Origin of the sequence: Leisingera sp. ANG-M1 (genome assembly GCF_000813745.1) — a bacterium.
Taxonomy (GTDB): Bacteria; Pseudomonadota; Alphaproteobacteria; order Rhodobacterales; family Rhodobacteraceae; genus Leisingera.
In genome coordinates, this window is sequence record NZ_JWLC01000025.1 from 266,530 (window position 1) to 289,367 (window position 22,838).

Below are 22,838 nucleotides of genomic sequence, written 5' to 3' on the forward strand. Positions count from 1 at the left end.
TCAATGAGCAGCAAAGGGAAAGCCGAGATCAAACCTGCCGGCAAGAATAACGGGGCGGCCGCTGAAGCTGTGCCTGTCCGCGGCCCGGAACCTGCTGCGCAGCAGGGGCTGCATACGGAGCCTACCGGGCCGCGGCGGCGCTGGCGGCTGCTGCGCGGACTGGTCTGGCTGCTGGCGCTGCTCTGCTTTCTGAGTGCCGGCGCCATCTATTTTGGAATTGGTACCCGGCTTGATGCGCCGGACTGGCTGCGCCAGCGGGTAGAGACGCGGATCGAACGCCATCTGAACGGCTTGCAAATCGAATTCGGTGCGATCCACGTTGTGGTGGACCAGGGCTGGCGTCCCCGGATGGGGCTGAGGGACGTGGTTCTGCGCCACCCTGATGGAACTGTGTTTGCGCAGCTGGCAGATGCCCAGGCAAGCCTCGCGATGCGCCCGCTTATGCAGGGCAAGGTGCAGCCAAAGAAAATTGCACTCAACGGGCTGTTCGCTGCGCTGCGCCGCAACAAGGACGGCACCCTGGCGCTGAGTTTCGGGCAGGGCGGGCTGCCCTACCGCCAGGCCGGCAACCTGGCACAGCTGATCGAGCAATGGGACAGCCAGCTGCAGCTGCCGGTGCTTGCCGCGCTGACCGAGGTAGAGACCGGCGCTTTGACGCTGTCTTACACCGATGACCGGCTGGGCAGAGCCTGGACCCTGGACGGCGGCAGGATCGGGTTGCAGCGCAACGGCCAGGCAGTGTCGCTGTCAGCTGCCTTCTCGGTGCTGAGCGGGCGCGGCGATGTGGGTACCGTAGAGGCCAGCTATACCTCGGAGCTGGGCAGCCCGGCTGCGGACTTCGGTGTGTTGATCTCGGATATTGCCAGCGAGGACATTGCCTTGCAAAGCCCGGCTCTTGGCTGGCTGGGCGTGCTCAAAGCGCCGATTTCCGGCTCGCTGCGCGGCGGTGTGTCCGGCGAGGGCAGTATCGAGCCGGTGCAGGCCAGCCTGCGCATCGGTGAAGGCGTGATCCAGCCCGCGGCCCAGACCAAACCGGTGCCGATCAGCGGCGCGCGCAGCTATTTCACCTATGACCCGGGCGGTCAGCTGCTGGAATTCAGCGAGCTGAGTGTGCAAAGCGGCTGGGGCTCGGGGGTGATGCAGGGGCAGGCCAGCCTGGCAGGGATCGAAAACGGGCAATTGACCGGGCTGACCGGGCAGCTGCGGTTCTCCGACCTGGAACTGAACCCGCAACAGCTGTTCGAGGCGCCGGTTCAATTCCCCGGTCTTGATGCCGATTTCGACCTGAGGCTTAAACCGTTCCGGCTGCGGCTAGGTGAGATGCTGCTGCGGGACGGCGGCAGCCGTATCCATTTTGACGGAGAAATCGGCGCCGGACCGGATGGCTGGGATTACGACCTGAACGGCCGGGTCGACACCGTCTCTGCGGCGCGGGTGAAGGAGCTATGGCCCGAGCCGCTTGCGCCGAATCCGCGTGCCTGGGTGCGGGCGAACCTGACCGGGGCTCAGATCCGGGACGTCGGGTTCCACATGCGCGGCCGCGGCCGCGGCAAGCCTTTCATAAGCCTGGATCTTGGGTTTGAAGACGCCGAGGTTGTTTTCCAGAAATTCATGCCTCCGGTGCGGCAGGCAGCCGGGCAGCTCAGCCTTTACGGAACGCGGTTCGTGGTCACGGCCTCCAAAGGGGTGGTGACTGCTGAGCAGGGCGGCGACGTGGATGTTTCCGGCACGTCCTTCATCATTCCGGATACGTCGGCCCGCGATGGGACACCGGGTATCGCCAGGATCATGGCCCGCGGTTCTGCCACGGCTGCTCTGTCGCTTTTGAACCGGGAGCCGCTGAAAGTGATGGACAAGGCCAGCCTGCCGGTGGATCTGGCGGACGGTCAGGTCGAAGCCACTGGCACGCTGGCGCTGCCGCTTAAGAAACAGGTGCCGGTCGAGGAGATCCGCTACCACTACCGCGGTGAAGTGCGCTCGGTTCAAAGCAGCAAACTGGTGCCAGGGCATGTGGCTGCTGCCGCGCGGCTGCAGATCGAGGGCAACCAAAGCTATGTTCGGATCAGCGGCAGCGGCAGCCTGTCGGGCGTGCCGCTGAGTGCCAGCTGGCAGCAGCGGATTGGCAAGGATGCGCCGCAGGACAGCAGGGTTGAGGGCACTATTGAGCTGTCAGAGGAGGCGGTCGAGGCGTTTAATCTCGGGCTGCCGCGCCGGTCGGTTTTCGGCAGGGGGGAGGGCCGTTATTCGGTCAGCCTTCAGCCGGGCGCTCCGCCGCGGCTGGAGCTTGAGTCGGATCTTTCAGGCGTCGGCCTGCGGATCCCGGAAGTGGGCTGGCGGAAACGGGAAGACGCTGAAGGCAAGCTGTCGCTATCCGCAGTTCTGGGGGAGAGCGCTACGGTGGAGCGGCTGGAGCTGCAGGCGCCCGGGCTGGCAGCCACTGGCCGGGTCACCACTCATAAAAGCGGCGGGCTGAACCAGGCAGTCTTCTCTTCGGCGCGGGTCGGCAACTGGTTCCGCGGTTCGGTGGTGTTCCGCGGGCGCGGCACGGCTCCACCGGCGATTGAGATCACCGGGGGGCAGCTGGATTTGAACCGCTCGCCGTTTTCTGCCACCTCAACCAGCGGGAGCAGCACCACCACAGGGGCTGCCGTGCCAATCACGCTGCGGCTTCAAAACCTGCAGGTGACCGACAGTATCGGGCTGCGGAATTTCCAGGGGCGCTTTTCCAGCCGCGGCGGCATGAATGGCGAGTTCACAGCGCATTTGAACGGCCAGACCCCGGTGGCGGGAACGGTGGTGCCGCAGAACGGCGGCACGGCCGCCCGGATCCGGGCCAATGACGCCGGCGGGATTTTCCGCTCGGCCGGGGTGTTCGAACATGGCCGCGGCGGAAGTTTCGACATGACACTGGTGCCGGCGGACACGCCCGGCGAATATGACGGCCGGGTCAATGTGCGCAATATCCGGGTGCGCAACGCCCCGTCGATGGCGGCAATTCTGAACGCCATCAGCCTGGTGGGGCTGCTGGATGAAATGACCGGGCAAGGCATTTTGTTCACCAGCATGGATGGCCGTTTCCGGCTTGGCGCGTCGCATCTGATCCTGCATCAAAGCAGCGCTGTAGGCCCGTCGATGGGGCTGTCGCTGGATGGCAATTTTGATCTGAACAGCACCCGGCTGAACATGCGCGGGGTGATCTCGCCGGTTTACTTGCTGAATGCCATCGGCCGGGTGCTGGCACCGCGGCCTGGCGAGGGGCTGATCGGCTTTACCTTCACTTTGCGTGGCACAGCGGATGATCCCTCGGTGACGGTCAATCCGCTGGCGGGCTTGGCGCCGGGATTCCTGCGTGAAGTCTTCCGAGGCCCGGCGCCGAAGGTTCCCGGCGACGACAGGGCGTTTTCCTCCGAAGGAGAGGTGCAGGAACAGGGGGAGGAGCAGGTGCGCATTCCGCGGGGCGCGAATAAGTAACACTCGCAAACCCGAAAAACCGCCATAGATTTTCCCTGCAGCACATCCTATAGCGCACGCCATGAAACTCAGCGACTTTGACTTCGACCTGCCCGACACTCTGATTGCCACCCGGCCTGCCAGCCCGCGCAGCGCGGCCCGGCTGCTGGTGGCGTTTGAAGGGCTATTGCATGATGGGCAGGTGACCGATCTGGTGGATTGGCTGCAGCCCGGCGACAGGCTGGTGCTGAACGACACCAAGGTGATCCCGGCGCGGCTCAGCGGGCTGCGGCACCGTGACAGCGCGCAAGGCCCGGTGGCCGCGAAAATCGAGGCCACCTTGCTGGAGCCGCGTGCAGATGGCAGCTGGGCGGCTCTGCTGAAGCCTCTTAAGAAGATCAAGACCGGGGAAGAGATTGTCTTTTCCAAAGATCTGAGCGCCAGGCTGGAAGAGATCGAAGACGGTCAGGGGCATCTGCGCTTTAACCTCAGCGGCACCGGTTTCGACGCGGCGTTGGCTGAGGCCGGAGCAATGCCGCTGCCGCCCTATATTGCCGCCAAACGGGCGGCGGATGAACAGGACAAGACGGATTACCAGACGGTCTGGGCTAAAAACACCGGTGCGGTGGCAGCTCCGACGGCTTCACTGCATTTTGATGCGCCGCTGCTGGAGGCGCTGCAGGCGCGCGGGGTGGAGATTTCCTATGTCACCCTGCACGTTGGGGCAGGCACGTTTCTGCCGGTCAAGGTCGAGGATGTGACCACCCACCGGATGCATGCCGAATGGGGCAGGGTCAGCGAACAGGCCGCCGCGGACATTGCCGCCACCAAGGCTAAGGGGGGCCGGGTTGTCCCGGTTGGCACCACTGCGCTGAGGCTGATCGAAAGCGCCGCAAAGGACGGGCAAATCCACCCTTGGGAAGGCGATACCGACATCTTCATCTACCCGGGTTTCGAGTTCCAGGTCACGGATGCGCTTATGACCAATTTCCACCTGCCGAAATCGACCCTCTTGATGCTGGTGTCGGCGCTGATGGGGCAGGAGGAAATCCGCCGGATCTATGAACATGCCGTAGGCAGCGGCTACCGGTTCTTTTCTTATGGCGACGCGTCGCTTTTGATCCCCGCCAAGGCGGATACACCTGAGAAAAGCAGCGCGAATCCATAGACAAGCGCCGCGGCGATGGGCTCTGATACGGCATCAGGGTCATGAAACCGCAATCAGAATCAGCGATACCGGCGCTCCGCGCAGCGTGCGCCCGGTAATAATATCTAAATGCGCAGGCAGCCCGTCCCCCGTGGAGGGCTGCTTTGCTTTCAAAGGAGGCATGGAAATGCTGCAGGTGCTGTCGAGCGCGTGGGCGCTGCTATTGGGGGTTTGCTTGCTGATGGTAGGCAACGGCCTGCAGGGCACCATGCTGGGGGTCCGGGGCGACCTGGAGGGGTTCTCCTCTTTCGAGATGTCGCTGGTGATGGCCGCCTACTTTGTCGGTTTCCTGGGCGGCTCGCGGCTGGCGCCCGAGATGATCCGCCGGGTCGGCCATGTGCGGGTGTTTGCGGCACTGGCCTCGTTCATTTCCGCCGTGATGATCCTCTATCCGATCCTGCCCAATACCGTGGCCTGGGGGCTGGGGCGCATCATCATCGGCTTCTGCTTCTCGGGCGTTTATGTGACCGCGGAAAGCTGGCTGAACAACGCCGCCGACAACACCAACCGCGGCAAGGCGCTGTCGCTGTATATGATCGTGCAGATGCTGGGCATCATCACCGCCCAGGGGCTGATCCAGGTCGGCGACCCGGCCGGCTATGAGGCCTTTATCATCGCCTCGATACTGGTTTCGATCTCCTTCGGGCCGATTCTGCTGTCGATCTCGCCGACCCCGGCCTTTGACACCACCAAGCCGATGACCCTGAAGGAGCTGATGAAGATCTCGCCGCTGGGCTGTGTCGGCATGTTCCTGCTGGGCGGCGTGTTCTCGGCCCAGTTCGGGATGAGCGCGGTTTACGGCGCCGCCGCAGGCATGAGCCTCACCCAGCTGTCGATCTTCATTGCCACCTTCTATGTCGGCGCCACGGTGCTGCAGTATCCGCTGGGCTGGATCTCGGACCGGATGGACCGCCGGGTGCTGATCCTGTTTGTGGCCGCCCTGGGCGGCGGCGGCGCGGTGCTGGGCTTTGTGCTGGGCGCGGATTTCAAGATGCTGCTGGTCGCGGCCTTCTTCATCGGCGGCCTGTCGAACCCGCTCTATTCGCTGCTGATCGCTTATACCAACGACTACCTGGACCATGACGACATGGCGGCAGCCTCGGGCGGGCTGGTTTTCATCAACGGGCTGGGCGCCATTGCCGGGCCGTTGATCACCGGCTGGCTGATGGGGGACGCGGTCTTCGGCCCGCCGGGCTTCTTTGTCTTCATCGCCGCGCTGATGTTTGTGATGGCCGCCTATGCCGCCTACCGCTCGACCCAGCGGGCCTCGGTTCCGGTCGAGGAGACCGGCAGCTTCACCGTGATGACGCCGACCGCTACGCCGGTGGCGGTGGAGTTTGCCCAGGAATATGCCATCGAAACCGAACTGGAAGAGCAGGAAACCGCCGGCGAGGAGAACTGATTGCGCTAACCAGCGGGAATTGTGAGGATTATTTCACACAGCCCCCTTGTCTGTTGCAAAATGTGACCCAAGCTTACTTGTAAACGCAATGTAAAATGGCCTGAAGTTAAGGTCAGGAAAAACTTGGAGTTACAGACCGATGGCTGGTCCCGAAGAGATACTTGCATTCTGGCTCGACGAAGTCGGCGAGAAGGGATGGTATCTGCAGGATAACGCGCTGGATCAACAGATCCGTGATAAGTTTCAAACGACCTGGGAGGCGGCTTGCGAAGGCAGGTTCTCCTTCTGGCTCACTTACCCGAGCGGCACGCTGGCCTACATCATTCTGATGGACCAGTTCTCGCGCAACATGTTCCGCGGCGAGGGCAAGGCCTTTGCCTCGGACCGGGCAGCGCTGTCGGCGGCGAAGATTGCCATTAACAAGAAATGGGACCTGAAGATCGACGAGCCGGCGCGGCAGTTTTTCTACCTGCCTCTGATGCATTCGGAAAACCTCTGCGATCAGGAACGCTGCATCCGCCTGATGATGGAGCGGATGCCCAAGACCGGCACTAGCAACCTGCTGCACGCCCGTGCCCACCGCGAGGTGATCCGCCAGTTCGGCCGTTTCCCCTACCGCAACGAAGCGCTGCACCGCGCCAGCACAGGTCCTGAGCTGGATTACGTGATGGCAGGCGGCTATGGCGAGACCGTGCGGCAGATGCAAGCGGCTGGCTGACCCAACTGAATTTGATGCCAGGCGCCGTGTCCCGAAAGGGGCGCGGCGTTTTCTTTTGCGCAGGGTTTGGCCGTTACTTTTGCCAGGAAAGCAGTCAATTGGGCTGGAAAGCCGGAAGGCGCCGGCCTAGCCTGTGCGGGCAGGTGTTGCAAAAATGGCCGGAAATTGCATGGCCGCTATGCCGCAGCACAGTGTGATTGCAGTGCAGAAAAAACTAGTTTAACGGTAAACTAGTTTTTGGAACCTGTTCTAGGCGAGGGGACACCATGGCCGCAAAATCCTATGACGTGATTGTAATCGGTGCTGGCCCGGGGGGCTATGTCGCGGCCATCCGCGCAGCGCAATTGGGACTGAAGACTTGCGTCGTTGAGCGTGAGCACCTGGGCGGCATCTGCTTGAACTGGGGCTGCATCCCGACCAAGGCGCTGCTGCGCTCGTCGGAAGTATTCCACCTGATGGAGCGCGCTGCTGAGTTCGGGCTGAAGGCGGAGAAGATCGGTTATGATCTTGACGCGGTGGTGAAACGTTCGCGCGGTGTGGCCAAGCAGCTGTCTTCGGGCATCGGCCATCTGATGAAGAAGAACAAGATCGACGTGGTGATGGGAGAAGCCGCCATCCCGGCCAAAGGCAAGGTCTCGGTGAAGACCGCCAAAGGCACCGAGGATCTGACCGCCAAGAACATCATCCTGGCCACCGGCGCCCGGGCCCGCGAACTGCCGGGGCTGGAGGCTGACGGCGATCTGGTCTGGACCTACAAACACGCGCTGCAGCCGCCCCGCATGCCGAAGAAGCTGCTGGTCATCGGCTCCGGCGCAATCGGTATCGAATTTGCCAGCTTCTACAACACCCTGGGTGCCGACACGACCGTCGTGGAAGTGATGGACCGGGTGCTGCCGGTGGAAGATGCCGAGATTTCGGCCTTTGCCAAGAAGGCCTTTGTCAAACAGGGCATGAAGATCATGGAGAAGGCCATGGTCAAGCAGCTGGACCGCGGCAAGGGGAAAGTGACTGCCCACATTGAAACCGGCGGCAAGGTGGAAAAGCACGAGTTCGACACCGTGATCTCGGCTGTGGGAATCGTCGGCAATGTCGAAGGGCTGGGGCTGGAAGCGCTTGGCGTCAAAATCGACCGCACTCATGTGGTGACCGATCAGTTCTGCCGCACCGGGGTTGAGGGGCTCTATGCCATCGGCGACATCGCCGGCGCGCCCTGGCTTGCGCATAAGGCCAGCCACGAGGGCGTCATGGTGGCCGATCTGATCGCGGGCAAGCACGCGCACCCGGTGAAACCGGAAAGCATTGCCGGCTGCACCTACTGCCATCCGCAGGTGGCCTCGGTCGGCTACAGCGAGGCCAAAGCCAAGGAGCTGGGTTACGACGTCAAAGTCGGCCGCTTCCCCTTCATCGGCAATGGCAAGGCCATTGCACTGGGTGAGGCCGAGGGCATGGTGAAGACCGTGTTTGACGCCAAGACCGGCGAGCTGCTGGGCGCCCATATGGTGGGTGCGGAAGTAACGGAGATGATCCAGGGTTATGTGGTGGGCCGCCAGCTGGAGACCACCGAGGAAGACCTGATGAACACTGTCTTCCCGCATCCGACGCTCAGCGAGATGATGCATGAATCTGTGCTGGATGCCTTCGACCGCGTCATCCACATGTAAATAACTGCCTGAAAGCCGGCAGTTTACTTTGCGGTTGTCTGGCCGGGTGCTCCTGCATGGGGTGCCCGGCTTTTCTCTGCCAGGCGTTTCACCCGGCGCCGGATCATCCGGGACCATTGCAGCAGCGGGTACAGGAAGATCCGGACCGGATTCTTGTCTTCGATGCCGCTGTCCACGGCGCCCATCTTGACTGTGCAGGGTGCGGGGCAGTGATAGGTGCCGAAAATCAGGTCCCAGGCAGGGATCACATTGGCCAGGTTTTTGCCGTAGGCCTCAGGCGTGTCGGCGTGATGCCAGCGGTGAAACACCGGTGAGGCGATCAGGAATTTGAACGGTCCATGGGTGAACGGCAGGTCCATGTGGACATACATATTGTGCAGCGCACCGAACATGACAACGGCCGGGATCGCCTCGGGCATCTGCAGCCAGCTGAGCAGCAGAATATAGCTCGACGACATCAGCACGGCTTCGAAAAAATGCACCCTGTAGGTGGTGAAGGCGTTCACATGGGTGTCGGAGTGATGCGCGGCGTGGCTCGGCCAGCCCCACCGCGTGTGCATGATACGGTGGTTCCAATAGTCGGCAAAATCGCGGGTGACCAGGCCGATCAGGCAGACAAGCCAGAACGGCCATCCATCCCAGAAATCAGCCGGCAAAGAGGGGATGCGCAACAGGTCATAACCGGCCTGTACAAAGCCGCTGATCTCTTCGTAGCACAGCAGGACAGTGCCGTAGTTGAGGCAGCCCAGCAGAAGCGTCGCGGCAGAGTTCTGAATGGCGTGATAGCTGAACTCGCTCTTCTTTTTGAAAAAGAAATAGAGGCAGCAGCAGAGCAAGAGCGGCACAAGCAAGACGTTGAGGATCAGGTTGTTGTTAAACACCCGTGCAATCGTATCAACAGTTTCGAACAGCATTCTTCACCCTGACTTGGATCGTCTGTTCATTTAAAGAGCAGGAATGTGTCCATTGTCGGACGCAATCCGGGCAGAGTCGGGATTTGCGGCAGGTCGGCCCGGTGAGGCTTTGAAAGAAAGAAGGAAGAGCCATGGCAAGCGGGGCGGGGACGCGCTGGGGGCTGGTGCTGGCCGTGTGGGCGGCGGGTCTCGGTGCTGCAGCTCAATACGGCAAAATTAGCGTGATCTTCGCACGGATGCCCGAGCTGTATCCGGCGGCAGGAAGCTGGATCAGCCTGTCGGTGTCGCTTGTTGGTGCTTTGGGGGTGCTGCTGGGCGTTGCTGCGGGGCTCTATGTGTCGGCATTCGGATACCGCCGCACCTTGGTCTGGTCGCTTTGGGCGGGGGCGGCGATGTCGGCGCTGCAGGCGTTTCATCTGCCTTTTGCACTGTTCCTGGGCACCCGGCTGATTGAAGGCCTGTCGCATCTTGGCGTGGTCGTGGCGGGACCTGTGCTGATTGCGCAGCTGAGTGCCTGCAAGGGCCGCGGTGTGGCGATGACCTTGTGGAGCACGTTCTTTGCTGTGGCCTTTACCCTGCTGGCTTGGTTCGGAATTCCGCTGGCGGACCGCTGGGGCGTGCTGCCGCTGTTTGGCGCCCATGCTGTTGTGATGGGCGGGTTGGCGCTGTTGCTTGCCGTGGTGCTGCGGGATGTGGCCGTGCCGGAGCGCACAACGATGCCGCGGCTGGCTGCGCTGCCCGGTTTGCACCTGCCGATCTACCGCTCTCCCTGGATCGCGGCGCCTGGTGCGGGCTGGCTGTTTTACACCTGCTGCTTTGTTGCGACCCTGACTGTGATCCCGCCATATATCGCTGCTGACATGCGCGGCTTTGTGCTGGGCGCAATGCCGCTGGCCAGTATTGCTGTATCCATGAGCCTGGGAGTTGTTCTGCTGAGGCATATGGCGGCGGTCCGGCTGACGCAGCTTGGTTTCCTGGCCTGTGCAGGTGCTGTTCTATGGCTGTGGGCGGTGCCCGGGGACCCGTTGGCGGGTATTTCCCTGGCAGGCGCCATGGGGCTGGTTCAGGGAGGGTCGTTTGCCGCAGTGCCGCAGCTGAATCTCAAGGATGAGGAGCGGGCACAGGCCAGCGGTGCCATGGCGCAGACCGGAAATCTTGGTAATACCGTTGGCACCCCGCTGATGGTTCTGGTTCTGTCTTATGCAGGGTATGGCGGCATGATGGCTGTACTGCTGGGCCTGTTTTTGTGCGGCGGAGCGGTTCACATGCTGCTTGCTGTCCGGCGCCGCGCCCTCGCGTAAGGGCTCCCGCCCGTCATCAGCCCGCCCTTGCGGGCGGCTTCTTCCCGTTGGGCATAGCGCCGCGCACGGCGCGCCGGATTCCATGCGTGATACGGGCCGGAAAACGCGTGTTTTCCGGATTGCTGGCAAGCGGATGACGAAAACTGTCAGCAGCTTTCTGCGCAGCCCTTTAAGTTCTTGGAATGTTCCCAATTGGGGCTTGGCGTTTCCGGTGGCATTGCCTATCTGTAGGGCGGGCGTCTGCCGCTGATTTGGCGGGCGCGGGCACGGGGGCAAAATGGCTGAACTGAAATCCATCGAAGTACGCGGTGCGCGCGAACATAACCTGAAGAGCATCGACGTGGATATTCCGCGCGATGAGCTGGTGGTGATCACCGGTCTGTCCGGCTCGGGCAAGTCCAGCCTTGCGTTTGACACCATCTATGCCGAAGGCCAGCGCCGCTATGTCGAAAGCCTGTCGGCCTATGCGCGTCAGTTCCTTGATATGATGGAAAAGCCGGATGTGGACCATATCAGCAGCCTCAGCCCGGCGATCTCGATTGAGCAGAAGACGACCTCGAAGAACCCGCGTTCGACCGTTGGCACGGTGACCGAGATTTACGACTATCTGCGTTTGCTGTTTGCCCGTGCCGGCACGCCGTATTCGCCAGCCACCGGGCTGCCGATCGAGGCGCAGCAGGTGCAGGACATGGTCGACCGGATCATGGAGATGGAAGAGGGCACCCGCGGATACTTGCTGGCGCCGATCGTCCGGGACCGCAAGGGCGAGTACAAAAAGGAATTCCTGGAGCTGCGCAAACAGGGCTTCCAGCGGGTAAAGGTGGATGGCGAGTTCTACGAACTGGACGAGCCGCCCACGCTCGACAAGAAGTACCGCCATGACATCGACGTCGTAGTCGACCGTCTGGTGGTGCGCGAAGGCATGGAGACGCGGCTGGCGGATTCCCTTCGAACTGCGCTGGACCTGGCAGACGGCATTGCCATTCTGGAAACCGCCCCGCGCGAGGGCGATCCGGAGCGGATTACCTTCTCTGAAAATTTTGCCTGCCCGGTCAGCGGCTTCACCATTCCCGAAATCGAGCCGCGGCTGTTTTCCTTCAACGCGCCTTTTGGCGCCTGCCCGGATTGCGACGGCCTGGGGGTTGAACTGTTTTTTGACGAGCGCCTGGTGGTGCCGGATCAGAGTTTGAAGGTTTACGATGGTGCGCTGGCGCCCTGGCGCAAAGGCAAATCGCCGTATTTTCTTCAAACAATTGAAGCGATTGCGCGGCACTATGAATTCGATAAGAACACCGTCTGGAAGGATCTGCCCAAGAAGGTGCAGCAGGTGTTCCTGTACGGTTCCGGCGAGGAGGAAATCCTGTTCCGCTATGACGAGGGCGGACGGGTTTACCAGGTGGAGCGGACGTTTGAGGGCGTGATTCCGAATATGGAGCGGCGCTACCGTGAGACCGATTCAAACTGGATCCGCGAGGAGTTCGAGCGCTACCAGAACAACCGCTCCTGCGGCACTTGCCGTGGCCACCGGCTGCGGGACGAGGCGCTGGCGGTGCGGATTGCGGACAAGCACGTCGGCCATGTGGTGCAGCTGTCGATCCGCGAGGCTCTGGCCTGGATCGAGGATGTGCCGAACCATCTGACCCAGCAGAAACAGGAGATCGCGCGGGCCATCGTGAAGGAGATCCGCGAGCGCCTCGGCTTCTTGAATAACGTGGGTCTTGAATATCTTACGCTGTCCCGTTCATCCGGAACCCTGTCTGGAGGCGAGAGCCAGCGGATCCGCCTGGCCAGCCAGATCGGCTCCGGTCTGACCGGGGTTCTGTATGTGCTGGACGAGCCGTCGATTGGCCTCCACCAGCGTGACAATGACCGTCTGATTGGTACCCTCAAGAACCTGCGCGACCAGGGCAATACGGTGATCGTGGTGGAACACGACGAGGACATGATCCGCCAGGCGGATTATGTGTTCGACATCGGCCCCGGCGCCGGTGTGCATGGCGGTGAAGTGGTGAGCCACGGCACGCCGCAAGCAATTGCGTCGGATACCGGCTCGATTACCGGACAGTATCTGGCGGGCACGCGGGAAATCGCAGTGCCGGCCGAGCGGCGCAAGGGCAACAAGAAGAAGATCAAGGTGGTCAAGGCCACAGGCAACAACCTGAAAGAGGTGACGGCTGAGTTCCCGTTGGGCAAATTTGTCTGCGTGACCGGCGTGTCCGGCGGCGGCAAGTCGACGCTGACCATTGAGACGCTGTTCAAGACCGCTTCGATGCGGCTGAACGGTGCGCGCCAGACGCCCGCTCCCTGCGAGAGCATCAAAGGGCTGGAGCATCTGGACAAGGTGATCGACATCGACCAGCGCCCGATTGGGCGGACACCGCGGTCGAATCCGGCGACGTACACCGGCGCGTTCACCCCGATCCGGGATTGGTTTGCCGGTCTGCCGGAGGCCAAGACACGGGGCTACAAGCCGGGACGCTTCTCTTTCAACGTTAAAGGCGGCCGCTGCGAGGCCTGCCAGGGCGATGGTGTCATCAAGATCGAGATGCACTTCCTGCCGGACGTTTATGTCACCTGCGAGACCTGCAAGGGCGCGCGCTACAATCGCGAGACGCTGGAGATCAAGTTCAAAGGCAAGAGCATCGCCGATGTGCTTGATATGACTGTGGAAGATGCGCAGCAGTTCTTTGCCGCGGTGCCGTCGATCCGCGACAAGATGGATGCGCTGATGCGGGTGGGCCTGGGCTATATCAAGGTCGGCCAGCAGGCGACGACGCTCTCGGGCGGCGAGGCGCAGCGGGTGAAGCTGTCCAAGGAGCTGTCCAAGCGCTCGACCGGGCGGACGCTGTATATTCTTGATGAGCCGACCACGGGTCTGCACTTCGAGGACGTGAAGAAGCTGCTGGAAGTGCTGCATGAGCTGGTGGAGCAGGGCAATTCGGTGGTGGTGATCGAGCATAATCTGGACGTGGTCAAAACCGCCGACTGGATCATCGACATCGGGCCGGAGGGCGGCGACGGCGGCGGCGAGATTGTGGCGGCGGGCACGCCGGAAACGGTTGCAGATGAGCCGCGCAGCCACACCGGGCGCTATTTGAAGGACATTCTGGCGGCGCGGAAAGTTGCGGCGGAATAGGACAATAGGGCACTGCCCCGCGGGCCTGATGTAAAGAGGGGCGCTGCCCCTCTTGGCCTCCAGCCAATACACCCCGGGATATTTTTCGCCAGGCGAACAGGGGGGGCGTTGGCGCCCCCATTTTTCATTCGGGTTGCGATGCCGCTGGGCGGGCCAGCATGAGCGGCACAAGGAACAGAGCTAGGAAAGCGGTGTTCATCACCACGTTGAACCAGGCACCGGCGGCGAGGGAGCCGAGGCTGTCTGGGGTGTACCAGGCCAAAAGGGCCGGGATCAAAAGGCGGCGGCCAAGGGCTGGGTCGGTGCTGTAGACATGCTCTGCCACCAGATAGATCAGGACGCAGAAGCCGCACATCAACCCGCCGCTGATAGCGGTCATCAGCGCGGCCGGCCCGGGGGTGAGCGACTGGGCACCGTCCACGGGCAGGAAGGCGAGGTCGATGAACAGCCCAAGCGCCGCGCCCAGCGGTGTGGCCAGTGCCAGCACCATCGCAAGGCCGAAGGCGGCGGAGAGGATCGAGACGGTCTTGAGAAAGCGGATTGCGGCGGTATGGGTCATTGGAAAGCTCCTGTGTCGTGACGCCTGCAGGATGCGGCGGGGCTGGGAGGCAAAACAATTACCTGGGAGGTAAGTGAATTTCCGGCTGCACCGGCCTAAGCTGCGAAAAACGGAGGCACAGCATGGCGGAAGCATTTGGCGCGGTTTTGAAGAAATGGCGCGGGCTGCGGCGGATGAGCCAGATGCAGCTGGCACTGGAGGCCGGGGTCTCAGCCCGGCATCTGTCGTTTCTGGAGAGCGGCCGCTCTCATCCCAGCCGCGGCATGGTTCTGCGGCTCTGTGATGAGCTGCAGCTGCCGGGGGCGGCCCGCAATCAGCTGCTGACAGCGGCCGGCCTGGCACCGGCCTATGCAACCCGGGCGCTGGAGGATGCGGATCTGGCGCCGCTCCGGCAGGCGGCGGAGCGGATGCTGCAGCGCCACGCGCCCTATCCTGCGATGATGATCGACCGGCACTGGCAGCTGCTGGAGTTGAACCAGCCGGCGAAACTGTTGCTGGGCGCCGCCGGGATCACCAAGGGCAGCAGCCTGATCGATGCGCTTTTGGATAATGCGGCGCTGCGCGCAGCGCTGGACAATCTGGAAGAAGTGGAACGGCACAGCCTGGCGCGGCTGCGCACCGAGCTTGCGCATTTCGGCGCCGATCCGGTGCTGGAGCGGGCAGTGGCACGGCTGCAGGCCAATGCGGCGGCCCAGGGCGCGGTGCCAGAGGCCGCGCTACCAGCGGTGATCCCGGCGCGCTACCGGCTGGGCGGGCAGGTGCTGTCGTTCTTTTCGGCCATTACCCAGTTCGGCGGCACAGGAGATCTGGCAATGTCAGAACTAAGGATCGAAATGCTGTTTCCGTCAGATGAGGAGACCCGCGCCGCCTTGGCGGGTTTGTGACAGATCCGTCGGGCCTGTCAGTTTGCCAGATCGGCTATGGCGCCAATCAGGCGCAGCACTTTCTGGGTTTCCCGGTTCACCTGGTAAACATAGCCGCCCGCCTGAACATAACTGCCAAAGGGGTCGGGGGCCCATCGGCCGGGTTCGCCGATCCAGACATAATCCTCAACGATATGGTCGCCGCGGCGGTAAAACTTCTTGGCCTGTCCCGGCGGCACGCAATGGGAAGACTTCTTGGCAAGGCCAGGCGGGCAGCCAAAGCCAGACCCTTTGGCTTTGCCATGGCCATTGCCGGCGGCCAGCGGAATTGCCAGCGCAAAGGCGGCGGCAATCACTGTGGCGGAAACTGCAAAACTGCGTACCATTTACAGGCGTCCTCTTTTGACTGCCCCTGACATACCGGGTGCCGGGCAAAAGCCAAGAGAGCGGCCAAAAGGCGGCGGCTGCCCGCCAGTTCACGGTTCACGCAGCGGCAAGAACCCGCGCTTCATAGCTGCGCAGCGACAGGCGCGCGGCATTTCCGTAGCCGCGCCCGGTTTCGGCGCAAAGTTCCGGGAACAGGTCCTGTATCTCGGCCAGGGTTCCGGAATCAAATCCGGCTGCGGTTTCAGGCCCCGGCTGATAGCTTTCGCTGAGAGCACCATTGGCCCAGATGATCTGGTGGCGGCCGAACAGAAGGTGGACGTATTCCGCCTCCTCCATCTCCAGTGCCGGGCGGACCGTCTTGTCGTTGACCATGTCCTTGGCTTTAACCAGCACTTCCGCCTCGCCGAACAGCAGCTGGGCGTGCATGCCTGCCACCAGCATCCGGTGCTGCGGAGAGACAAGCAGGTCGCGGGAGTTGCCGCAGCTTCCCTTGGCAAAGCGGATGGGGGCGGTTTGCGGCGAACAGGCGATGCGGCGGCTGCCGGTCCATTGCAGCACTTGCGGGCCGTTGTCGTAGGTCAGCACCTGCATCCCCGGGCGCAGGTCCTCGACTGCGATCTCGCCGCCGGGCACCCGGATCATCGTGCCGCGCAGGAAGCAGGGCACAGTCTGGTTGATTTCAACAAGACCGGTGTCGGAATTGCCCTGGCCGTTGTCAGCGGTGTAGTTGAAGTAGACGGTTTCAAGGTCGCCATCGGTGACAACGGTCAGGGTCCCGTCTGCATTCAGGGTGATCTCCTGGCCGGTTACCAATGTGACGGTATCGCCGGCCGTGACTGCCTGGTCATTGATATGGGTGATGGTCAGCGTGCCGCCGGAGGCGCTGCTGTCATTGTCCAGAACGTCAATCACCCGCGTCTTGTTGATGGCGATATCTTCCTGGTCGTCCTGGGCGACAACGGCCGTCTGCACCGAGCCGCCTGCAATCAGGAGGTTGGTGTCATAGTTACTGTCCGCAGTGTCGGCGACGCCGATTTTCAAGGAGTTGACCTCGCCCGCGTTCACCGGCGCAACAAAAGTCAGGGTGATGGTGAACCCGTCCATCTCGGTATTGAACTGGTCACCGGTGTTGTCGACATAGATGTTCTCGGTGCCGTCGTTGATATTGCCGATCGAGGCTGTGCCGTCGCCGATGGAAACCTGTGCTTCGACACCGTTGACCCAGACGCCGATGACGTCGTTGAACTGGGAGTTGACGAACTCCGGGTATTCCTCGGACGACAGCACGAAGTCGATGGTCAGCAGGTCGCCGTCCGGGATGAAGTCGATCTCCATAAAGGATGCGTCACGTGTCGGCGCACCAGCGAGGGCATTGAAGTCAGCATCATCATTGACGCCGCTCGTGTTGGTGCTGGTGTTGCCCCGGACGTTGGTATTGGTGGAACCATCGCTGTTGGTGAAGTCGCGGGCGTAACCGGTGGACAGGATGACGCCCGAGTCCGCCGGCGCGACGCCGGGGGTTGTCGTATCGGCGCCGGAATAGATACCCGAGGACAGGTTGTCGCCGCTGTAGCTGGCGCTGGTGACGGTCACGCCGTCGCCAAAGATCTCCTCCGCCATCTGGGTGGCGGTGGCGGACGTGTTGATATTCAGTTCCGTTGCGGTGGCCATGTCGGGCAGCCTGCCTCCGGGTGCGTATAGATTTACGGTCGCTTACCGGGATGGTGCTGAACTTGGACGGAACTGTGGCGGGCTGGTGCCGAAATCCGGGTGTTTAATAGAATTTTAGGGGAATTGGCGGCGTTCTGCCGTGAAAAAGGCGGCCTTTGGGGGCCGCCTTGGAAAACTGTGCTGTATTGCTTCGCGCCAAAGACCCGCAGACGGACCTCAGGTTGCGCGGCTGCGCTTTTCAAACCTGGGGAGCATGGCCGAAAAATCCATGCCATTGCCGTCTTCGTCCTCGACGAAGGTTTTGTAAAGCGCCATGGCCAGTTCGCCCATCGGCGTGTCGGCATCCGCGCTCTCGGCTGCCTGCTGGCTGAGGCCAAGATCCTTAAGCATCAGCTCGGCAGCGAAACCGGGCTGGTAGTCGTTGTCGGCAGGCGATTGCGGGCCGACGCCGGGGGCAGGGCAATAGGCATTCATCGTCCAGCTGTAGCCTGAGGAGGTCGAGACCACGTCGAACATCTTCTGCCGGTCGAGGCCCAGTTTGTCGGCCAGTGCAAAGGCTTCGCAGGTGGCAATCATGGTGACGCCCAGGATCATGTTGTTGCAGATCTTGGCGGCCTGGCCTGCGCCGGCTGCGCCGCAATGCACGGCTTTCTGGCCCATGATGCCGAACAGCGGTTCAGCGGCGGCAAAAGCCTCGGCAGAACCGCCAGCCATGAAGGTCAGCGTGCCGCCAGCAGCGCCGCCGATGCCGCCGGAAACCGGGGCATCCACGGACAGCAGGCCTGCGGCTTCGGCCTGATCGGCCACCGCGCGCGCAGATTCGACATCGACAGTGGAGCAATCGATAAATGCGGCGCCCTTGGCCATCGCCGGCAGCACTTCGGCTGCGACAAGACGCAGGATGGCGCCATTGGGCAGCATGGTGATCACGGCATCGGCGCCTGCTGCGGCCTCGGGGCCCGAGGCGGCGATGGTGACGCCCTCGATGCTGACATCGGCCATGTCGAAACCGGTGACGTCGTGGCCAGCCTTGGCAAGGTTGGCAGCCATCGGCCCGCCCATGTTGCCAAGCCCGATAAATCCGATCTTCATGAGAGTTCCTCCTCGAATGTCAGCGCGTCGGCACCCAGCGGTGCCAGCATATCCTCAACCGCCTGTGCAGGCACGGCCTTGCCCGCGTATTGCCACTGCGGGTTGCGGTCCTTGTCAATGATCTGCGCCCGGATGCCTTCCAGAAAGTCGCTCTTTTCCATCGCGCGGAACGTATAGCGGTATTCCAGGTCCAACGCCCGGCGGATCGCAGGGCCTTCAGCGCGCAGCCGGCGCAGCATCTCCGCGGTGCACGCCATCGACAGCGGCGCATTGCGGTTCAAGGACTTCAGAGTTCCGGCGGCAAAGGCGCTGTCTTCAGCCTCAAGACTTTCCAGGATGGCCTCGAGGCTGTCCTTGCTGAAATGCCGGGCGGTGTCAGTGCGCATACCCCGCAGCTTGCCTTCCGGCGCGGGCTGGGCGGCGTCTTCCACCAGCTTGGCGCTTCCTGTTTCCTCCAGCGCCGCAATCAGCGCCGGCCAGTCTTCCTGGGGGATGAAGCAGTCGGCAAAGCCTGCAAGGATCGCATCATCCGCGCCCATCCGCGCCGCAGTCATGCCGAGGTATTCCCCCAAGTGGTCCGGAGCCAGGGCCAGCATCAAGGAGCCGCCCACGTCCGGCACCAGGCCGATGCCGACCTCCGGCATTGCGATCTGGCTGCTTTCGCCGACAACCCGGTGGGTGCCATGGCAGCCGATGCCGACGCCGCCGCCCATGGTGAACCCCTGCATGAAGCTGACCACAGGTTTCTTGTACTCGAAGATCCGCGCGTTCACCCTGTATTCGTCGCGCCAGAACCTGCGGCCATAGGAGTAATCGCCCTTGGTGCCGGTGTCATAGAGCTCGGCAATGTCGCCGCCTGCGCAGAAGGCCTTGCCGCCCTCTGCGTCGATCACCACAAGCTGTACGCTGTCATCATCGGCCCAGTCACGCAACGCTTCATCGATGGCCATGCACATGCCATAGCTCATCGCATTGAGCGCTTTGGGCCGGGTAAAGGTGATGCGGCCGGCCTGGCCGGATTTGCGGATATGGATATCACTCATCCTTGGTGCTCCATTTGGTTGGGCGCGTGTTACTCCGCAATCAGCTGGCGCGAAACGATCAGGCGCATGATCTCGTTGGTGCCTTCCAGGATCTGGTGCACCCGCAGGTCGCGCACGATCTTCTCGACGCCGTAATCGGCCAGATAGCCGTAGCCGCCATGCAGCTGAAGGCAGCCGTTGGCGACGTCAAAGGCAGTGTCGGTGACCATTAGCTTGGCCATGGCGCAGAATTTGGTGGCGTCATGAGCCCCGGTATCGAGTTTCCACGCGGCTTGGCGCAGGAAGGTGCGGGCGGCCTGAAGGCGGGTCTCATACTCCGCCAGCCGGAACTGCAGTGCCTGGAACTGATTGATGGGTTTGCCGAAGGCCTTGCGCTCAGACATGTATTGAACGGTCCGGTCCAGTGCCGCCTGGGCACCGCCCAGCGCGCCGGCCGAAATGTTCAGCCGGCCGCCGTCAAGACCCGCCATGGCATAGGAGAACCCTTTGCCTTCCTCGCCGATAAGGTTGTCCGCCGGGATATGGCAGTCGTCGAATTGCACCTGCGACGTCGGCTGCGCCTTCCAGCCCATCTTGTCCTCCAGCGCGCCGAAGGACAGCCCCTGGGCGCCGTCTTCGACCACCACGGTAGAGATCCCCTTGGGGCCATCCTCGCCGGTGCGGCACATCACGACATAGGCGTCGGAGTAGGAACCGCCGGAGATGAAGGCCTTGGTGCCGTTCAGAACATAGCCATCGTTGCTTCGGTCTGCGCGGGTTTTCAAAGCCGCCGCGTCTGAGCCGGAGCCGGGTTCGGTCAGGCAGTAGGAAAATACCTTTTCCATGGTGCAGAGGTCTGGCAGCCATTTCTGCTTGGTTTCTTCCGAGCCGAATTTGTCGATCATGCCGCCGCACATGTTGTGGATCGACAGGAAGGAGCCAACCGCCGGGTCGGCCATCGCCAGCGCTTCGAACACTAGGGTGGCATCCAGGCGCGACAGGCCGGATCCGCCATATTCTTCCGAGACATAGAGACCGCCAAACCCTAATTCAGCCAGCTGCGGCCACAGGGATTTGGGGATCGTGCCGTCCTTTTCCCATTGGCGGGAATGCGGTGCGATGTTCTCCTGGCCAAATGCATGGGCCATGTCGAAGATGGCTGTCTGTTCCTCGGTCAGTGCGAAATCCATTTGCAGCTCCTCCCGCAAGCTCATGAATTGAACAGTTGTTAATTTAATAGCGGTGGCGGGGTTTGGAAGCAAGATGCGCAAATGCAAAGCCGCCGTGCAGGGATGCCAGTGCTGCTGCACTCGGGGAAACTTAGCATGAGCAGTATCTCGGCGCTGATTTCTGTAACCTTTGCGTTTGCCGGTTCCTCCATCTGCCACTTCCGGGTGCTGACGAGACGGCGCGTGCGCCAACAATGCGTAAATGGCGAACGCCATAAACGGAATCTCAACTGAGCCGTGCAAAGAGAGGGGCAACTGAACTCTCAGAAGGGAGCCCGAAATGGCAGCTGAAAAGCACCATCCTCACACAAACGCAAGCCATGCGGCCTCCAGCGGGGAGGCGCAAGCCAAGGGGGCAGGCGCAGCTCATCCCGGGTTTCAGCTGCCGCTGGGCTTGCGGGCCGGAAACCTGGGCGGAGCTTCCAGTTCCCCAAGGCACCGGAAGCAGGCAGCCTTTGATACAGCGATTGAGAACCTGGTTACTGCTGGAAACAAGGGTCTTTTTCTCAAACAAAACAACTTGGCCTTCAAAGCGCTGTCAAAAGCGGTTGAGCTGGCGCCCGGCAATGTCGCGGCGCGCATGGCCTTTGCGACCGTTTTGGACCGCATGGGGAAATCAAGCGCGGCCGCCGAGCAAATACATGCAGCAATCGCGTTGGAGCCCGGTAATCCTAAACCCTATGTGACACTCGGTAAGCTGTATTGGCGGGTACACCGTATTGCGGATGCGCGGGAACTGTTTGCAAAAGCTCTCGACTGTGATGCTGAATTCATGCTCGCGCTTGACAGGCTGCTTCACGCGGATGCTCATCTTGCTGACTGGAGCCGTTTTGCCAGGCTAAGCGAAGATACCGAGCTGCTCCGCAACTCGGCTGAGGCTGTGGATCCATTTGCGCTGCTGCCGGTGGCAGATGACCCTTTCTTTCAGCGCGCGGCGGCTGAGCGTTACGCCCGCCAGTATCACAGGCTGTATCCGGAAGAGCCGATCGAGGCGCAATCGGACAGCAGCAAAATCAGGATCGGCTACTTTTCCTGCGACTTCTTCAATCACGCGACAATGGTGCTGATCGGCCAGCTGTTTGAGCTTCATGACCGGGAGCGGTTCACCGTGGTGCTGTACGACTATGGCCACGGGCATGATGACGCGCAGTTCCAGAGGGCCAAGCAGACAGCGGACGAATACCGCAATGTCGCCGCCATGAGCGACCGCGAGATTGCCATGCTGGCACGAGATGACCGGATCGACGTGGCAGTTGATCTGAAGGGGTATACCCAGGGCGGGCGGTCCGGGATCTTTGCAGTCCGCGCCGCGCCGGTTCAGGTGTCCTTCCTCGGGTTCCCGGGGACCGTGGGGATGCCAGCCATGGATTACATTCTGGCCGATCCGGTGGTGATACCGGAGGAACTGCGCAGCGCCTATTCTGAAAAAACGCTGAACATGCCGCACTGTTATCAAATCAATGACAGCAGCCGGGTCCGGCCAGCCGCTGCGCCGCTGCGGGCCGCGGCAGGCCTGCCGGACGATGCGTTTGTGTTCTGCTCCTTCAATAACTCCTACAAGATTTCGCCGCGGGAATTCGATATCTGGATGCGGCTGCTGAAACAGGTTCCGGGCAGTGTGCTGTGGTGTTTCGCCGGACAAAAGGAAGCGGAGGCCAATCTGAGACTGGAAGCAGAAAAGCGCGGCGTCAGCGCAGCGCGGATCATCTTTGCCCGCAGGGTTCCAGGACCTGCACATATGGACCGTCATCAGCTGGCTGACCTGTTTCTGGATACCTTCGCAGTAAATGCCCACACAACGGCGAGTGATGCTTTGTTTGCCGGGGTCCCGGTTGTCACCAAACTTGGCCGGCAGTTCGCCGCACGGGTTGCGGGCAGCATTCTGACGGCCGCCGGGCTGCCCGAATTGGTGACCCGGTCGGAGGAAGAATATGAGGCGCTAGCACTGAGGCTGGCCCGCAATCCAGAGGAATTGAGCGGCTTCCGCCAGCGTCTGGTCTCGGGGCTTGCGGACAGTCCTTTGTTTGATAACGAAAAATACGCACGGCATCTGGAAACAGGGCTGGAAGCCGCGGTCCGGCGCCACCGCCAGGGACTGCCAGCCGACCACATCCAAATCGCAGGCTGACAGGGTGTGCAGCCTGCGGGTCAGTGGAAAATTAAGAAACTTCGGTGAAACTCCGGCTTAACGAGGCCGATCGCAGGTGAATCCTGCAAAGAAAATTC

At 62.0% G+C, this 22,838-nt stretch carries 17 protein-coding genes; 10 read left to right on the top strand and 7 right to left on the bottom strand.

All coding sequences use genetic code 11. From position 1 onward, the window contains the following. Positions 1 to 3: 3 nt before the first annotated feature. The 5 genes from RA19_RS20670 to lpdA all read left to right on the top strand — a co-directional run bounded on the left by RA19_RS20670 (position 4) and on the right by lpdA (position 8,438). A complete protein-coding gene (locus tag RA19_RS20670; protein WP_039166358.1) occupies positions 4 to 3,471 on the top strand; it encodes a YhdP family protein in 3,468 nt (1,155 codons plus the stop codon). Between the two features lie 61 nt (positions 3,472 to 3,532). After that, complete coding sequence (queA, locus tag RA19_RS20675) at positions 3,533 to 4,618, top strand: tRNA preQ1(34) S-adenosylmethionine ribosyltransferase-isomerase QueA (RefSeq protein ID WP_039166361.1); 1,086 nt, start codon at positions 3,533 to 3,535, stop codon at positions 4,616 to 4,618. A gap of 166 nt (positions 4,619 to 4,784) precedes the next feature. After that, on the top strand, positions 4,785 to 6,059 hold the full coding sequence (locus tag RA19_RS20680; RefSeq protein WP_039166625.1) for an MFS transporter: 1,275 nt from the start codon (positions 4,785 to 4,787) through the stop codon (positions 6,057 to 6,059). A 139-nt stretch (positions 6,060 to 6,198) separates the two neighbouring features. Further along, positions 6,199 to 6,777: a DUF924 family protein gene (locus RA19_RS20685; RefSeq protein WP_039166364.1), complete on the top strand. Its 579-nt coding sequence runs from the start codon at positions 6,199 to 6,201 to the stop codon at positions 6,775 to 6,777. Between the two features lie 266 nt (positions 6,778 to 7,043). Next, the gene (lpdA, locus tag RA19_RS20690; RefSeq protein ID WP_039166367.1) at positions 7,044 to 8,438 is read left to right on the top strand and encodes a dihydrolipoyl dehydrogenase; all 1,395 of its coding nucleotides are present in this window, start codon (positions 7,044 to 7,046) and stop codon (positions 8,436 to 8,438) included. Between the two features lie 23 nt (positions 8,439 to 8,461). Here lpdA and RA19_RS25920 read toward each other — a convergent pair whose 3' ends face one another. Then, positions 8,462 to 9,352 carry a sterol desaturase family protein gene (locus tag RA19_RS25920; RefSeq protein WP_052261956.1) on the bottom strand — a complete coding sequence of 297 codons (891 nt, stop codon included), beginning with the start codon at positions 9,350 to 9,352 and terminating at the stop codon, positions 8,462 to 8,464. Positions 9,353 to 9,483: 131 nt separating this feature from the next. Between RA19_RS25920 and RA19_RS20700 the strand changes: the two genes are divergently transcribed. Both RA19_RS20700 and uvrA read left to right on the top strand, forming a co-directional pair. Then, on the top strand, positions 9,484 to 10,653 hold the full coding sequence (locus RA19_RS20700; protein WP_039166369.1) for an MFS transporter: 1,170 nt from the start codon (positions 9,484 to 9,486) through the stop codon (positions 10,651 to 10,653). Between the two features lie 277 nt (positions 10,654 to 10,930). Beyond that, a complete protein-coding gene (gene uvrA, locus RA19_RS20705) occupies positions 10,931 to 13,789 on the top strand; it encodes an excinuclease ABC subunit UvrA (RefSeq protein ID WP_039166371.1) in 2,859 nt (952 codons plus the stop codon). Between the two features lie 124 nt (positions 13,790 to 13,913). On the opposite strand, the gene RA19_RS20710 is transcribed toward uvrA, so the two are convergent. Then, the gene (locus RA19_RS20710) at positions 13,914 to 14,348 is read right to left on the bottom strand and encodes a hypothetical protein (protein ID WP_039166373.1); all 435 of its coding nucleotides are present in this window, start codon (positions 14,346 to 14,348) and stop codon (positions 13,914 to 13,916) included. A 122-nt stretch (positions 14,349 to 14,470) separates the two neighbouring features. Between RA19_RS20710 and RA19_RS20715 the strand changes: the two genes are divergently transcribed. Continuing rightward, entirely contained in the window at positions 14,471 to 15,232 is a 762-nt protein-coding gene (locus RA19_RS20715) for a helix-turn-helix domain-containing protein (RefSeq protein WP_039166375.1), read from the top strand. 17 nt (positions 15,233 to 15,249) lie between these two features. On the opposite strand, the gene RA19_RS20720 is transcribed toward RA19_RS20715, so the two are convergent. The 5 genes from RA19_RS20720 to RA19_RS20740 form a co-directional block, all read right to left on the bottom strand. Continuing rightward, the gene (locus RA19_RS20720; protein ID WP_039166378.1) at positions 15,250 to 15,597 is read right to left on the bottom strand and encodes a hypothetical protein; all 348 of its coding nucleotides are present in this window, start codon (positions 15,595 to 15,597) and stop codon (positions 15,250 to 15,252) included. 97 nt (positions 15,598 to 15,694) lie between these two features. Continuing rightward, positions 15,695 to 17,269, bottom strand: coding sequence for a Hint domain-containing protein (locus tag RA19_RS20725; RefSeq protein WP_039166380.1), 1,575 nt, complete (start codon positions 17,267 to 17,269; stop codon positions 15,695 to 15,697). A 216-nt stretch (positions 17,270 to 17,485) separates the two neighbouring features. Continuing rightward, a complete protein-coding gene (gene mmsB / locus RA19_RS20730; protein ID WP_039166383.1) occupies positions 17,486 to 18,361 on the bottom strand; it encodes a 3-hydroxyisobutyrate dehydrogenase in 876 nt (291 codons plus the stop codon). Next, entirely contained in the window at positions 18,358 to 19,404 is a 1,047-nt protein-coding gene (locus RA19_RS20735; protein WP_039166386.1) for an enoyl-CoA hydratase/isomerase family protein, read from the bottom strand. The genes mmsB and RA19_RS20735 overlap by 4 nt, the downstream gene beginning before the upstream one ends. A 29-nt stretch (positions 19,405 to 19,433) precedes the next feature. Beyond that, positions 19,434 to 20,573, bottom strand: coding sequence for an acyl-CoA dehydrogenase family protein (locus tag RA19_RS20740; RefSeq protein ID WP_039166389.1), 1,140 nt, complete (start codon positions 20,571 to 20,573; stop codon positions 19,434 to 19,436). A 135-nt stretch (positions 20,574 to 20,708) separates the two neighbouring features. Here RA19_RS20740 and RA19_RS27045 point away from each other — a divergent pair, with 135 nt between their 5' ends. Then, positions 20,709 to 20,846, top strand: a complete 138-nt coding sequence (locus tag RA19_RS27045) for a hypothetical protein (RefSeq protein ID WP_193748311.1) — start codon at positions 20,709 to 20,711, stop codon at positions 20,844 to 20,846. 538 nt (positions 20,847 to 21,384) lie between these two features. Further along, the gene (locus tag RA19_RS20745; RefSeq protein WP_193748312.1) at positions 21,385 to 22,740 is read left to right on the top strand and encodes an O-linked N-acetylglucosamine transferase, SPINDLY family protein; all 1,356 of its coding nucleotides are present in this window, start codon (positions 21,385 to 21,387) and stop codon (positions 22,738 to 22,740) included. Positions 22,741 to 22,838: the final 98 nt, after the last annotated feature.